The 14,076-nt window shown below is 51.5% G+C and carries 17 protein-coding genes; 6 read left to right on the top strand and 11 right to left on the bottom strand.

Translation table 11 applies throughout. The annotated features are described in order from the left end of the window. Position 1: 1 nt before the first annotated feature. Positions 2-691, top strand: coding sequence for an aspartate racemase (locus tag E3E26_RS06825; RefSeq protein ID WP_167900523.1), 690 nt, complete (start codon positions 2-4; stop codon positions 689-691). Here the strand turns inward: E3E26_RS06825 and corA are convergent. Then, positions 686-1,657 (bottom strand): magnesium/cobalt transporter CorA, encoded by a 972-nt coding sequence (gene corA / locus E3E26_RS06820; RefSeq protein WP_167900522.1) that lies wholly within the window; start codon positions 1,655-1,657, stop codon positions 686-688. The genes E3E26_RS06825 and corA overlap by 6 nt on opposite strands. A gap of 10 nt (positions 1,658-1,667) precedes the next feature. After that, positions 1,668-2,492, bottom strand: coding sequence for an MBL fold metallo-hydrolase (locus tag E3E26_RS06815; RefSeq protein WP_167900521.1), 825 nt, complete (start codon positions 2,490-2,492; stop codon positions 1,668-1,670). A gap of 106 nt (positions 2,493-2,598) precedes the next feature. On the opposite strand from E3E26_RS06815, the gene E3E26_RS06810 reads away from it, so the two are divergent. After that, complete coding sequence (locus tag E3E26_RS06810) at positions 2,599-3,792, top strand: redox-regulated ATPase YchF (RefSeq protein WP_167900777.1); 1,194 nt, start codon at positions 2,599-2,601, stop codon at positions 3,790-3,792. Here E3E26_RS06810 and E3E26_RS06805 read toward each other — a convergent pair. Genes E3E26_RS06805 through E3E26_RS06785 form a run of 5 tightly spaced genes read right to left on the bottom strand, consistent with a single transcriptional unit; the run spans position 3,779 to position 6,735 of the window. Next, entirely contained in the window at positions 3,779-4,732 is a 954-nt protein-coding gene (locus tag E3E26_RS06805) for an endo alpha-1,4 polygalactosaminidase (RefSeq protein ID WP_240911667.1), read from the bottom strand. The two genes, E3E26_RS06810 and E3E26_RS06805, sit on opposite strands and share 14 nt — an antisense overlap. Further along, a complete protein-coding gene (locus tag E3E26_RS06800) occupies positions 4,729-5,166 on the bottom strand; it encodes a class III signal peptide-containing protein (RefSeq protein ID WP_167900519.1) in 438 nt (145 codons plus the stop codon). Before E3E26_RS06800 ends, E3E26_RS06805 begins: the two co-directional genes overlap by 4 nt. A gap of 29 nt (positions 5,167-5,195) precedes the next feature. Further along, positions 5,196-5,717 carry a class IV adenylate cyclase gene (gene cyaB / locus E3E26_RS06795; protein WP_167900518.1) on the bottom strand — a complete coding sequence of 174 codons (522 nt, stop codon included), beginning with the start codon at positions 5,715-5,717 and terminating at the stop codon, positions 5,196-5,198. Beyond that, positions 5,718-6,200, bottom strand: coding sequence for an Lrp/AsnC family transcriptional regulator (locus E3E26_RS06790; protein WP_167900517.1), 483 nt, complete (start codon positions 6,198-6,200; stop codon positions 5,718-5,720). Position 6,201: 1 nt separating this feature from the next. Next, the gene (locus tag E3E26_RS06785; RefSeq protein ID WP_167900516.1) at positions 6,202-6,735 is read right to left on the bottom strand and encodes a UbiX family flavin prenyltransferase; all 534 of its coding nucleotides are present in this window, start codon (positions 6,733-6,735) and stop codon (positions 6,202-6,204) included. Positions 6,736-6,835: 100 nt separating this feature from the next. On the opposite strand from E3E26_RS06785, the gene E3E26_RS06780 reads away from it, so the two are divergent. Continuing rightward, positions 6,836-7,639: a diadenylate cyclase gene (locus E3E26_RS06780; RefSeq protein ID WP_167900515.1), complete on the top strand. Its 804-nt coding sequence runs from the start codon at positions 6,836-6,838 to the stop codon at positions 7,637-7,639. Positions 7,640-7,816: 177 nt separating this feature from the next. Here the strand turns inward: E3E26_RS06780 and E3E26_RS06775 are convergent, their stop codons facing one another. From E3E26_RS06775 to E3E26_RS06760, 4 genes are all read right to left on the bottom strand, one after another. Next, positions 7,817-9,058 (bottom strand): sugar phosphate nucleotidyltransferase, encoded by a 1,242-nt coding sequence (locus E3E26_RS06775; protein ID WP_167900514.1) that lies wholly within the window; start codon positions 9,056-9,058, stop codon positions 7,817-7,819. 87 nt (positions 9,059-9,145) lie between these two features. Next, complete coding sequence (locus E3E26_RS06770) at positions 9,146-9,400, bottom strand: DNA-binding protein (protein ID WP_167900513.1); 255 nt, start codon at positions 9,398-9,400, stop codon at positions 9,146-9,148. 9 nt (positions 9,401-9,409) lie between these two features. Continuing rightward, positions 9,410-11,386: a ferrous iron transport protein B gene (feoB, locus tag E3E26_RS06765; RefSeq protein ID WP_167900512.1), complete on the bottom strand. Its 1,977-nt coding sequence runs from the start codon at positions 11,384-11,386 to the stop codon at positions 9,410-9,412. Positions 11,387-11,397: 11 nt separating this feature from the next. Continuing rightward, positions 11,398-11,625: a ferrous iron transport protein A gene (locus tag E3E26_RS06760; protein WP_167900776.1), complete on the bottom strand. Its 228-nt coding sequence runs from the start codon at positions 11,623-11,625 to the stop codon at positions 11,398-11,400. A 223-nt stretch (positions 11,626-11,848) separates the two neighbouring features. Between E3E26_RS06760 and E3E26_RS06755 the strand changes: the two genes are divergently transcribed. From E3E26_RS06755 to E3E26_RS06745, 3 genes are read left to right on the top strand one after another with little or no spacing between them, the layout of a single operon-like run. Then, positions 11,849-12,247, top strand: coding sequence for a DUF4870 domain-containing protein (locus tag E3E26_RS06755; protein ID WP_167900511.1), 399 nt, complete (start codon positions 11,849-11,851; stop codon positions 12,245-12,247). Between the two features lie 37 nt (positions 12,248-12,284). Continuing rightward, the gene (locus E3E26_RS06750; protein WP_167900510.1) at positions 12,285-13,079 is read left to right on the top strand and encodes a 7-cyano-7-deazaguanine synthase; all 795 of its coding nucleotides are present in this window, start codon (positions 12,285-12,287) and stop codon (positions 13,077-13,079) included. Further along, positions 13,076-14,074 (top strand): AIR synthase family protein, encoded by a 999-nt coding sequence (locus E3E26_RS06745; RefSeq protein ID WP_167900509.1) that lies wholly within the window; start codon positions 13,076-13,078, stop codon positions 14,072-14,074. Before E3E26_RS06750 ends, E3E26_RS06745 begins: the two co-directional genes overlap by 4 nt. The last annotated feature ends 2 nt before the right edge of the window (positions 14,075-14,076 follow it).

Here is a 14,076-nt window from a genome sequence, read left to right as displayed (position 1 = left end):
GATGCCCGAGAGGGTCATCGGAATACTCGGCGGCATGGGGCCTTTGGCAACAGCGGAGCTCTTCAGGAGGATAGTTGAGAAAACGCCTGCCAAGAGAGACCAGGAGCATCCGAGGATAATCATCTACAACAACCCGAAGATACCTGACAGGACGGCATTCATTCTCGGGAAGGGCGAAGACCCAAGGCCGGAGCTGATAACCAGTGCCAAGAAGCTCGAAAGCTGGGGGGCTGATTTTATAATAATGCCCTGCAACACGGCGCACTTCTTTGCTGAAGACATCCAGAGGGTGATAAAGGTTCCCCTTGTCAGCATGGTGGAAGCAACTGCCGAGAAGATAGCAGAGATGGGCCTCAGGAAGGTCGGCCTTCTCGCGACCGACGGGACAGTGAGGGGCGGGGTTTACGAAGGGCCTCTTGCCAGGAGGGGGATAAAGCTGGTCGTTCCAAGCGAAGGGGACCAGAGGCTTGTTATGAAAGCCATCTACGAAGGTGTGAAGGGCGGGAACCTCGAAATAGGCAGAGAACTCCTCCTTGGGGTGGCCAGGAGGCTGGAAAAGAGGAGCGAAGGCATAATAGCCGGTTGCACGGAGGTGAGCGTGGCGCTTAGGCCCGAGGATCTGAGCGTTCCTCTTATTGACCCGCTCGATGTGATAGCGGAAAGGGCTGTGAGGCTGGCCCTCGGTTTATAACCACCCCTTTCTTTTGAAGTAGTAGAGCATCCCGACGGCAATGAGCAGCATGCCGGATAGTGTCATGAAGTAGCCGTAGCGCCACCCCAGCTCGGGCATGTAGCGGAAGTTCATTCCGTAGATGCCCGTTATGAACGTCAATGGGATGAAAACCGTTGAGACAACGGTCAGAATTCTGATGATGTCGTTCGTCTTCATCGAGAGAGTCGAATAGTAGAGCTCGACGAGGCTATTGGCGAGCTCTCTTTGTCCCTCAAGGATTTCAAGAACTTCAAGCACGTGGTCGTGGAGTTCGTCGATACATCTCTTGGTCTCGCCCTCGAAGAACCTCGCGCCCTCGAGCTGGAGCTTTCTGAAGGCTTCGAGAAGCGGAAACACAGTGCGCCTCATGAAGAGTATCTCCCGCCTTATACCGTGTATCCTGTGAAGAACGCTCTCCTCGCCGGAAGATAGTATCCTGGCCTCCAGTCCCTCCATGCGGGAGCTTATGCGCTCGATTATTGGAATGTAGTTTTCCACTATCGCCTCGAGGAGAGCGAAGAGAAGGTAATCAGCACCGCGCTCACGGAAGAGTCCCTCTCCTTCGCGAATGCTCTCCCTTATGGGGTCGAAGACATCTCCGGGTCTCTCCTGCACGGTTATCACGAGATTCTCCTTCAGAAATAGTGCAATCTTTTCCCTCTTGAGGCTGCCGTTCATCTCGTAGACCTGGTGGAGGAGAAGGAAGAGGTAGTCGGGAAAGACCATGACCCTCGCACGGATACTCGACCGGGTAAGGGCTTTTATGGGTGCATCGTCGAGTTGTAGGGCTTCTTTGAGCTCCGGGATGATGGAAAACCCGTCAACGTTTATCCAGACAACGTTGTATTTCTCGAATTCAACTGCCTCTTTGAGACTCGATACCTTCCTGCTCACGAATTTATCCCTCGAGTACGCGATGACGGTTATCTTAGGTTCCTCACTCATCTCCCGCACCTCAGAGTTCAATCACCATTCCCGAGTGGAGCTTGTGAAATTTCCTGCCGTAGGCCTCCAGAAAAGCTGCCTCTGCCTTTAGTCCCGTGCAGTGGCCGGTGTAAACCTCCTTCACGCCCAGCTCAAGGAAGGCCTTTACCGTTTTCTCTATCCTCTCATCGCTCGCATCAATGAGATGAAAGCCTCCGATAACTGCCCTCACCTGTTCTTCGCCGGTCAGCCTTACCGCGTGCTTCACGATGCTCACTATCCCGGCATGGGAGCAACCGCTGACGATCACCAGACCTTTGGACGTTTTGAGGACGATGCTCATGTCGTCGAGCAGCTCGTCCCTTACAACACGGCCGTCTTGTAGGGTGTAAACTTCGAGGCTTACCCGTTCAAAGTCCCCCCTATCCCTGATTTCGCCCGTTGAATAAACCCCTTCTATTATCTCAAGCGGTTCGGCCGTAAGATAGAGCTCTGCGAGCTCCTCGACTTCTTCCCTCCGGAATGGAACGCCGACATCTCTCAGGTAGGGTTTTGTGATGAAGTGCCTCCTGAAGATGCTTGGGTGTGCTATTATTGGAACTCTCTTCCCTATGGCCTTTAGCATTCCCAAAAGCCCACCGGTGTGGTCGTAGTGGCAGTGGGAGAGGAAGACATAGTCGATGCTTGAAGGTTCGAGATTCAGGAGGTGCATGTTGTGAAGTATCGGCTCGGCACTCTGGCCGACGTCGAAGAGGATTCTTTTCCCGTTTTTTTCGATGAGAAAGCTCACACCGTGCTGCGCCAGGAAGGGGCTCTCGTAGCCGGAGTAGTCCTCGACGAGGGTGTAGATTTTCATAGGGATTCACCAAAAAGATTAGGATGCTTGGAGAGTTATAGTTTTCGGAGTTGTAGCAGACCATAGCCCTTTAAAACCCCCTGACCAATTTACCTCGGTGGTGAGCATGGAGATAGGTGTCGTTGGCAAGCCAAACGTTGGAAAATCGACCTTCTTCTCGGCGGCAACCCTCGTTGACGTTCAAATTGCCAATTACCCTTTCACGACGATAGATGCCAACGTCGGCGTCACTTACGCGGTAGCGGAGCACCCCTGCAAGGAGCTCGGCTGTAAGCCAAACCCGCAGAACTACGAATACAAGGATGGCCTCGCACTCATCCCAATAAAAATGATCGACGTCGCCGGTCTCGTCCCCGGCGCCCACGAGGGTCGCGGTCTGGGCAACAAGTTCCTCGACGACCTCAGGATGGCCTCCGCACTCATCCACGTCGTTGACGTTACGGGCAAGACCGACGCCGAGGGACAGCCGACTGACTACCACGACCCGGTCGAGGATATAGAGTTCCTGGAGAAGGAGATAGACTACTGGATATACGGCATTCTTAGGAAGAACTGGGAGAAGTTCGCCAAGAGGATAAAGCTCCAGCACCTCAAATTGGCGCAGGCTATAGCCGACCAGCTGACGGGAATAGGCGTCAGCGAGGAAGATGCCTTTGAGGCAATCCACAGGCTCGGTCTGGACAACGACCCCACGAAATGGAGCGATAAGGATCTTTTGGCCTTCGTAAGGGAACTAAGGAAGGTGAACAAGCCGATTATCATCGCTGCCAACAAGGCTGACGCCGCCAGCGACGAGCAGATAGAGAAACTCAAGAAAGAGGGCGAGAAGAGGGGATACATAGTTGTTCCGACTTCAGCGGCGGCTGAGCTCACCCTCAGAAAAGCCGCAAAGGCTGGCTTCATAGACTACGTTCCCGGCTCGAGCGACTTCAAGATCCTGAAGCCAATGAGCGCCAAGCAGGAAAAGGCTCTCCAACTCATCAAGGAGAAAGTTCTCGACAGGTTTGGCTCTACCGGCGTGCAGGAGGTCATAAACAGGGCCGTCTTCGAGCTACTCCAGCTCGTTCCGGTTTATCCAGTCGAGGACGAGCACAAGCTCACAGACCAGTTCGGCAACGTTCTGCCGCACGTCCACTTACTCCCCAAGGGCTCAACGCCGAGGGACTTAGCCTACAAAGTCCACACAGACCTCGGAAAGACCTTCCTCTACGCCGTCAACGCCAGAACCCACAGGCGTGTTGGAGAGGACTACGAGCTCGGGTTCAACGACATCATCAAGATTGTCGCTACCGCAAGATGAAGCGGCCGAGGAGAATCAGCGGGAGGAAAATCACTGGCCCACAGACGGCCTCTTCATTTTCTTCATTGGACGTTTCTTGAGGTGTGCCTTCCCAGGTAGTCCTTGTGCCCTCCCTCTGACGCTCACACGGGTCAAAACCTATCCTCTGGAGGCTCAGGTCGGCGAGATAGACCTCGGAGATATTGTATTCTTCCGCGTACATGCAGATTAATGCGGAGAACTCCCTCACCTGCGATTCGTTGGTTAGGTCAGCGTAGCTCAGGGCGAGTATTGAGATGTTGAGGGACTTAAGCTTTTGAATCTGGTCGAACTCCCATTGAAGTTCGCTTTCATCAAAAACCTCGTAGCGATCGCTTGATAAGTTGTAGTATGTCACGAAGTCCTCAAGGAGGACATAGTCAACGTAGGGAGCTATTTCCTCGGCTATCGAGAAGCCTCTGTTGGCGATTATTGTAATGTTGGGATAGCGCTCCCTAATGGCCCTCACGAGATTGACCATTGCGTCCTTTTTCTCGGGATATAGATCCACATAATCGAGGTTGTCGAGGAAGACTCCATCAAAGCCCTGGGAAAGGATATATGGAACCGCCTCTTCCAAAATTATGCGCTCCCATTCGGGCGACGAAAAGTCCACTACTCCTTCATCCCAGTTCTGGTTTTCTCCTATTAGCAGGCCCTCCGGGACATTCTTTGCCCATGGTTCCCAGCCACCGATTGTCGCGAGGCTGACGTAGCCGACAACGGTGTGGTTAGCCGATAGCTTCGAAACGTAGGTCGAGTTTACGGTAGGTGAGAGGATTATTATGTCGAAGCTATCAAGCTCAGGGAACTCTGAGGGGCCTATCTGGCCGTAGTAGACCGCGAAGCTTGCTGAGACGCGTGTTGTAAAGATTGAAAAGCAGATTAAAGCCAGCAAAACGAAAAACTTGGCCCACTTCATCCCAGTCCCCTCTTCCAGAGTGTGAACTGCACCTGGCATGGAAACGCTTCCCTCGGAACTGGTGTCCAGTAGTTCGCCCAGTAATTGACCGGCTCCAGGATACCTTCGTGTTTAATTGGGTCAAGGCCACCAACGTTGTTGGTGGGGCCGAAACACACCAGCTGAACCTCTGCGCCCGTAAGGGGTTTCTCAAGGGCCCATATGCGGTAGTAAACCTTGTATGTGCCATCGCCGTTGTCCTCAACCCATGCTTCAACCTTAAAGCTCCCCTGGTCCTCAACTTGGCTGGTCAGGCTTTCAGGATCCACTGTAAGTGCGGTTGAGTACGGTGCGGATATGCCGCTTATCGCGCGTACCACGACCAGGATTATCACCAGCGCGGCCGCTATCATGAAAAGGTACTCGAGGGAACCTTGGCCCCTATTAACCCTCATGGTATCCCCAGATAATCTTTTTGAAGTATTTACATTTTGCCCCTGCTATCAACTTCGCGAAGGAGCTCCTGATACAGCCTTGGCTCAACGTCTTTTTCCGTCAATCCGAGCTTTTCTGCAATTTTCCATATCCGCTTTTTCGCGCCTTCAACGTCGTTGCTCATGACCTCTATATCAAGAAAAGCCCCCAGTCCCTCAACTTCGCTCAGCTCAAACGTCACATCATCGAGCTTATAAACCAGACGCCTTTTTATAACCCATACGTCCTCTTTGAAGCCGAGACGTTTTAGAATCTCCCGAGTTTTTTCAAAATCCGAAACTTCAACTTCTATTTCGTCGAACTCCTCGTTCTTTCCGGGATCCTCTATCCTCTTGTACGTGAGGAACGACTTTCCAAGGTTGGTTATCCGCCTAAGCCTAAGAAGCTCTGGAAGGGAAAGAGAAAAGTAGAGGTCTTCCTGAAGCTCCTCTCTAATGAATATGGCACCGAGGGATTCTATTGCGTCTTTGATCTCCTTGAATTCAACGCGGAACTTAACCTCTACTTCCATTTAAACCCCCACTAGGAATCCAACGAGTCCCTCGCCCTTGCTGAACTCGTCCAGCATGAACACTTCGACCCGCTTGAGGGTCGGGAGGACTCTTATAGTCTCGTCCACGAAGCGGTTGAGCTTCTCGTGACTTTCTTCCCCTATCAACGCAATCACACCATCCCTTCCGCTTCTGGCAACGGCCAACACATTGGGGAGCAGGGAGAGAGTTTTCATGATGTGACGGATATACCGCTCGAGGAAGTCTTCTATGATGGGGGTCTCGGCCTGAATGTAAACTATGGCAAGACTCTTCGGCCGGAGCTCTTCGCCGAGAATTATAGTGTATTTATCAATGATGTTTCGCTCTTGTAGCTTTTTAATCCTAAAATGAATCGTGGATTCCGGCCTATTAAGTCTCTCGGCTATCTCGGATATTGTTAACCTTGCATCCTCCTTCAGAATGCGGAGGATTGCCCTATCAAGGTCATCAAGCTGGACCATATCAACTCCTCCACCGAGGGTATATATTGTTCTCGATCCCAAGAAGGTCTAAGGTTTTTCCAATTATAAAGTTTACCATTTCGTCCAAAGTTTTGGGTTTTGTGTAAAATCCTGGGGAAGCTGGCATGACAACTGCACCAGCTTGGGTAACCCGTACCATATTTTGTAGATGTATCAAGTTTAAAGGCGTTTCCCTGACGAGGAGGATAAGTTTCCTGCGTTCTTTTAAAGCAACATCAGCCGCCCTTGTTATCAGGTTGTCGGCGTAGCCGTTGGCTATTGCGGAGAGGGTCTTCATCGAGCAGGGGACTATTACCATGGCATCGAAGCGGTGGGAACCTGAAGCTATCGGCGCGAAGAGATCCTCCTCTCGGTAATCCGGCTTGAAATCTATTCCAAGCTCGTGTCTTATCACCGCCAAACCGGTTTTAGAAGCTACCGTCACCACCTCATGCCCCAGTTCGCGCAGAACCTCGATCAATCTCACGCCATAGATTACACCACTTGCCCCTGTTATTGCAACCACGATCCTCATGTTTCACACCAAATGCCATATAGCACGCTTAGTTTTAACGTTTTCTGAGGACGGTAGGTTTTTATACTACCCGAAGTCACTTCATTAATGGCTGGTTAATATGGGCAAGAGAATCCCCAAGATACTGATAAAAAGCGCCATTGATATCGTAAAAGAACTCGACGGGAAATCGCTGGTCATACTCGAGGACATTGAGCCGGAGAGAATTCCAGACATAGGGGTTACTATTGTGATAGTGAGCTCTTCCTTCGACGTCGAGAACGAGAAAATCAAAAGGGTTTCAATTCCCCAGAATCTTGATCTGAACAACATTCTCAACTTAATCTCGGCATTTCTCCTTGAGCACGATATAGTTAAGGAGGGGGATTCTTTCGTTTACGTTACCAGTGAGCTGATCGGAATCAAAACGGTCAAGAAAAGCATCTCCGCCATGAGGGGCTTCTTTGCCCAGAACCAGAACGTCCTTCAGCGGCTCCTCGAGATAACCATCGAGCTGAGCATAGAAGGAAGAGAGGGCACTCCCGTAGGAACGCTCTTCATCATCGGCGACACGAGGAACGTGCTGAAGCACTCCCACCAGATGATACCCAACCCCTTCAAAGGCCACAAGATAAACGTCCTCGACAGGAACAGCAAGGAGATCATCAAGGAATTCGCCCAGCTTGACGGGGCGTTCGTCATAAGCAATACTGGAAGGATTATAGCGGCTGGAAGGTACATAGAGGTTGATCCCAGGGCCATAGACCTGATGCTCCCGCCGGGACTCGGCAGCAGGCACATAGCAGCTGCTGGAATAACGAAGCTGACTAAAGCCATCTCCATAAGCCTCTCCGAGAGCGGCACGATAAGAATCTTCAAGAACGGCCTGATGCTCCTCGAGTACAACCCAAGAATTAGGTACTGAAGGAAACTTTGCTGGCGCAAAGTTCCATCAAAAGTTTTTGACTTTTAACGAGCTAAATTTTGGGTTGAGTTCAATCTGTTATCTTACTGGGGATGCCCTGTTAGGTGGCTCCCATAAGGGTTTCATTCTTTCGCGAGCCTTTAAAGCTTGTCCTAACGGCTCAAAAAGAGAAGAGGCTCAGAAGAGCCACTGGTTCTCGATACACTCGTCACAGGGCGGCTTTTCTCCTGCTATTGCCTTGAATTTGGTGTAGATGCACTCAGGCAGTCCGAGCGGGCAGCGCTCCGGCGTAACACCGGGTCTGACCTTGGTTGGATCAAGCTTTATCTTGATGTAGGCTTCGTACTCCTCGACCTTCTTCCACGGAAGTACCTTCGCACCGTAGATGACGAGGTTGTCGTATATCTTGGCGTAGTCGCCGACGACGGCGTTCTCTTTGAGGAGGACGTTCTTGCCAATAACGACGCCTTCTCCGAGTATGGAGTCCTTTATCTCCGCCCTCTCCTTGACTATGTCGCTTCCTATCAGGATGGCCCTCTTGAGGTATGCCTTGTCCTCGATGATGCTGTTCGGACCGATGTAAGTGTAGGCCTTTATCTTGACGCCGTGGCCTATCTTGACCCCCTCGTCGATGTAGACAGGCCCCTGAATCTCAACGTCCTCCGGAACCTCTGCACCCTCTTTGATGGTGTAGTACCCATTCTGCTTGGTTATCTCGTCCATCGCTATTTGGTGGGCGTAGAAAAGATCGTCTGGCGTTCCGAGGTCGATCCAGTAGTGCCCGCGTGGTATCTGATAGGCGTAAACTTCTCCCTGGGCGACGAACTTCGGGAGAACCTCCCTCTCAAAGTAGACTTCCTTGTTCTTTGGAATTGTATCAAGAACCTTTTTGTTCACCATGTATATTCCGGCATCGACGAGGTTAGTCTTTGGTCTCTTTGGCTTCTCTTCGAAGTGAACAATCTTGCCTTCCTCATCAACCTCAACGACACCGTACTTCTCGGGGTCATAGACCTTAGTGACGGCAACGGTGATGAGGCCATCGTTCTTTCTGTGAGCCTCTATAAGCTCTTTGAAGTCGAAGTTCGTGAAGACATCACCGTAGATAACGAGGAAGTCCTCGCTCACGTAGTCCTCAACGTTCTTGAGCGCACCGCCGGTTTCGAGCGGCATGGGGTCGTTAACGAAGCGAATGTCTTTGGGGTAATCGCTCATCTTTTCGTCGATGAACTCTCTTATCTCTCCCTTCATATAGTGAACCGAAAGAACGACCTCGTCGATTTCGGGTATCTTCTCAAGGCTCTCCAGAAGGTACTGAAGGTTCGGCTTGCCGAGAACTGGAACCATCGGCTTCGGTCTGGTCGATGAAAGCGGCCTTAACCTAGTTCCAAAACCGCCAGCAAGAATAACGGCTTTCATAGTATCACCATTTAACACTTGGGCGGGAAACTTATATATTTTACGGCCATTAAATATGTCCCACAATGAACTGGAAGGAGGAGAGGTTCATTTCTGTCCATTGAGATCGAACTCTGGGACGGTGTATATCCTCCCCTTAAAGCGGAAGCAGGAGCCAGGGCAGACGCTTTTGAGGGGACATGTTTCACAGGCTGAGCTTCCGAGTTCTACCCGTTCAATGTAGCCCATACTTTCCAGGATCTTCAGCGCCCCCTCAACTTCTTCCCGCGGGAGCGAGAGCCTCTCGACTATCTCATCGAGGCTTTTCCCTTCCTTGATCAGCTCAAGGATTTGCTCAAGCATCTTTTCACCTCAAAGACCCAGAGCCGTGCCGATTTGCCAGGCTATTATTCCGACTATGGAAGCCAGCGCTATCATGTAAAAGACCGTAAATGCCGCCCACTTCCAGTTGCTCTCGGCCCGTATCGCACCGATTGTGGCTATGCACGGGACGTAGAGGGTCGTAACGAGAGCCAGCACGTACGCCTGGAGGGGTGTCATGACGCTCGCTATTACCTCTTCGTTTCCGTAGATTATGCCGTAGGTCGAGATGACGTTCTCCTTGGCGATTATGCCGAAGAGCAGGCTTACCGCAGCCTTCCAGTCAAGGCCCATGAGCTTCATGTAGGGCTCGAAAAACATTCCGAGCCTCTCAGCGTAGCTCTGGCCGGTACCTATCTCGACGGGGTAGCTGCTGAGGTACCATATTGCTATCGATCCGAGGAGTATTATCGTCCCTGCCTTCTTGACGAACTCCTTGCTCCTCTCCCAGGAGTGGAGCAGTATCGTCTTCCATGAGGGCACAAGATATTCTGGTAGCTCGATGATGAAGGGGCTTTCTTCGCCTTTAATTATGAACCTGCTGATGACCCACGCCATGAGGAGTGCGAGGAGTATGGCAGTGGCGTAGATGCTGACCGCCACGAGGGCCTGTCTCTCGACAAAGAATGCCCCTGCGAGGAAGCTTATGACGCTAAGCCTCGCGCTGCACGGAATTAATGGGTTCACAAGCATCGTAACGAGCCTGTCCCTCTCCTCGTCAAGGGTTCTGGTGGCCATCACCGCGGGAACGTTACAGCCGAAGGCAAGGACTAGGGGTATGAAGCTCTTCCCCGGGAGGCCGAACTTGCGCATTATTCTTTCCATCACGACGGCGGCCCTGGCCATGTAGCCGATGTCCTCGAGCAGGGACATAGCAAGGAACAGGAGGAACACCAGCGGGAAGAAGCTTAGAACCGAGCCGACTCCGGCAATGATTCCATCAACAACCAGACCGCGGAGGGTCTCGTTCGCTATTTGGGGAGCGAGCCACTCTCCAAAGCTTGAGAAAGCCTCATCGAGCAGTTCTTGAAGGGGCATTCCAAATGTGAAGACGAACTTAAAGACAAGGTAGAACACTCCAAAGAGTGCCAGGAGGCCGTAAACTGGATGCGTTAGAATCCTGTCGAGCTGGTCGCTGAGGGTCTCACCCTGCTCGTGAGAATACTTCACGAACTTGTGCATGAGCCCATCTATGAACTCATACTTCTGGCTGGCTATTATGAGATCCATCGCGCGCTTGTATCTCTCTTCAACTTCCCCTATGTGCGTCATTATCTCGTCGAGCTTCTCCGTTCCAAGGTGCCTGAGGACGAGCTTTATTACCCCGTCGTCCCTCTGGAGGAGCTTTATAGCTAGCCAGCGAAGGTTGTACTTCTCCGCCAGGGCGGTGTTTTTAAGGGCCGCGGTTATGTGTTCGATTTCCCTCTCTACTTCTGGGTCATAGGTCGGGATGATGGGGTGAACCTTCAGCTTGCCGTTCGCCACCTGATATATCCTTTCCTTGAGCTCCTCAAGGCCGATGCCCTCCTTCGCGTTGAGCGGAACGACAGGAACGCCAAGGACTTCCTCCATCCTCTTAACGTTTATCTCAATGCCCCTCTTCTCGGCGAGGTCTATCTTATTGAGTGCTATGACCACGTTGTCAAGGCCCATCTCGAGTATCTCCATTGTAAGGAAGAGGTTTCTCATTAGGGCCGTCGCATCCACGACGTTCACAACAACATCCGCGCTCCCCTTGAGGAGAAAATCCCTCGCCACGAGCTCGTCAACAGAATGAGCGGTAAGAGAATAAGTTCCCGGAAGGTCAACCACGAGAAACTTCTGGCCTTTGTACTCCAGGATTCCCTCCTTCTTTTCGACGGTAACTCCTGGCCAGTTGCCGACGTGCTGGCGCATACCGGTCAGGGCATTGAAAATAGTGGTTTTCCCGACGTTCGGATTTCCGGCCAGAGCAATGACCTTCATCATTGAGAGCCACCTCAGAGCTTTCTAACCATGACTTTGGCAGCCAGTCCTCTACCTATAGCGAACCTCACTCCTCCGACGGAGATTATTATCGGACCCAGTGAATGTGATTCAAGGATTTGAACCGTAGCTCCGGGTGTAAGCCCCATAGAAACCAGTCTCTGCCTTGCATAAGACCCGCCCACTATGTTAACTACGATTCCTCTCTCCCCGGGTCTTAGGGTGTTTAAAGGTACAACCATGAGCATCACCGTTAGGTTTTCCTAATTCTACATTCGAATACATAGAGAGACTTAAAAAGCTTTGGTGAGCCTAACAAAGCTCAATGGTTCGAAATCAGAAAACTGCCGGTTTTGATGTAGGCATATGTAAGGTTTCTCCTTTGAAACTCGTGTTAAAACTTTGGAAAGGTATTTAAGGGATTGAAGATAATACAATTAATTGAATTTCGGAGGTGTGTTGTTTATGGAGGAGATTCCACCCGAAGAACCCAAAAAGAAGACCTCTCTGGGCATGGAGGAGAACGTTGAGGCTTTGCTGGCGTATGTGCTCGGATGGCTCACTGGCATAATCTTTCTGGTGCTCGAGAAGGAAAGTGATTTCGTCCGTTTCCATGCTATGCAGTCAACGATTACGTTCATTGGTCTCACCATTCTCTGGGTAGTTCTATGGATATTAGGTGTGATCCTTGGGGCGATCTTCGGCCCACTGGCGGCTCTCGTTGGACTCTTTGCCATGCTCGTGAACCTTGCAGGTCTGATTTTCTGGATACTCGGAATGCTCAAGGCCTACCAGGGTGAGTACTACAAGTTCCCGATCTTTGGCAACCTCGCCGAGAAGTGGGTCGGCAAGGTCAACGTCTGAGGCTTAGATTTTTAAGCCTCCTTCAGTATTTTTTCCCATGATTGAGAGTGTCGTTAATGAAATACGGGAGTTCTCTGAGCGAAGCGGGCTTTATGAAAAACGAATTCTCGTCCTATTCTCCGGAGGAAAGGACAGTAGCCTGGCCCTCCACCTGCTTAATGAAGCCGGTCTCAACGTTTCAGCCCTTACATTCTTCCACCGCTGGAGCTGGAGGGAAACGCTCAACTGGGCCATAAAATTCACGAAAAAGCTCGGTGTTGAACACTATCTCGTGGACGTAACTGACGGTCTTCTCCGTGAGGCAGCTGGCAGAAAGGGCCCCATATGTATCAACTGCAAGAAGGTGATGCTCTGGAACGCCAAGTGGTTTGCCATCAACAACGGCTTTGATGTTTTAGCCAAAGGTGACAACGCCAACGACAAGATAATTGGCGCCCTGCTCGACCAGTGCAGGACGGATATACGGCTCTGCGACCTCCCGAGAATTGGCATCCCATTTTTCAGGCCGTTGATTAAGTACACTGCCGAGGAGGTCGAAGCTCTTGCGGAAGAGGCCGGAATAAGGCCCTACCGCATGTATGAGCACGCCCGCAGAAGGCAGTGGCGCGAGGGCTGTCCGTTGCAGTACATAGACCGTGAGGAGATTGTAACTCCCAAGCTCATGGATTTGGCTTACAGAGTAAACTACGAGATAAGTAAGCTCGCGAGGAGGAAAAAGGTCCGCATGAGCGTCCGCGTCCCGAGCTTCGAAATTATGTGCTGGAACTGTGATGAAGAAACCCTAAGGGAGGCGCAGGAAATAATCGCGGAGTTCCGGAGGGTTGAGGAGTGAAACTCCCACTCGGAAAGCTCAGGAATGACGTTTTGAGGGAGGTCGTCTTTCCAAACATTGGAATTGAGGATGTTCGGGTTATTTACGGCCCAAAGGAAGGGTTCGACTCGGCCGTCCTCGAATACGACCACGAGCATTACTTAATCGTCGCCACAGACCCGGCACTTGGCGTGCCTGAAGAAACCTTCGGATTCTTCACCTACCACTTTGCAGCGAGTGACGTTGCCGTTTTTGGTGCCAGACCGAGGTGGCTGATAGTTGATCTGCTCTTTCCCCCTGGGACCGAGAGAAGTTTCCTGGAAAACGTCATGAGAAGTCTAAACACCGAATGCCGCAAGTATGGAAGCTCCCTAATTGGTGGCCACACTGGGGTTTACCCAACTATAGCAGAGCCCACCTCAACGACCACCGCGATGGGCCTGGTGAGAAAAGACGAACTAAAGCTCCCGCTGGCGGAACCGGGAGATAAAATAATCGTTACCGCCAAGATCGGCCTTGAGTTTGCTGTTTCTGCCGCGTATTTCCGGGAGGAAGAGCTGAGGAAGTTCCTGGCCTTCAAGGAGATTGAGAGGCTTAAGAGGCTTTTCACATTTGAGACCGCCCTTCCTGACGCCCTGATTGCGAGGTCGTTCGTCAGGGGCATGCACGATGCCACCGAAGGCGGCCTAACCGCGCTCCACGAGATAGCTGAGAATTCGGGGGTGGGGTTCAGGGTCTATGCGGATAGACTCTACCTCGACCCTCTGGTAAGGAAGGTGCTTGAGTTCTACGGCCTTGAGCCGTGGAGCGTTTCCTCGACGGGAACGCTGATAGCCATAACGCCGCCCGAGAAAGCTGATGCTTTAATTAAAGAATTACATAAAAATGGAATTATGGCATTCGAGCTCGGAGAGTTCACCGAGGAAAAAGAACGGGTTCTTGTGAAAGGAGGGAAAGAAAAGACCTTCCCGACTTTTGAAAGGGACCCCTACACAGAGCTGTATGGAGAGGGATAGAG

Origin of the sequence: Thermococcus sp. LS1 (assembly GCF_012027395.1) — an archaeon.
Lineage (GTDB): Archaea > Methanobacteriota_B > Thermococci > Thermococcales > Thermococcaceae > Thermococcus.
This window is presented reverse-complemented; position numbering and strand designations above follow the sequence as displayed.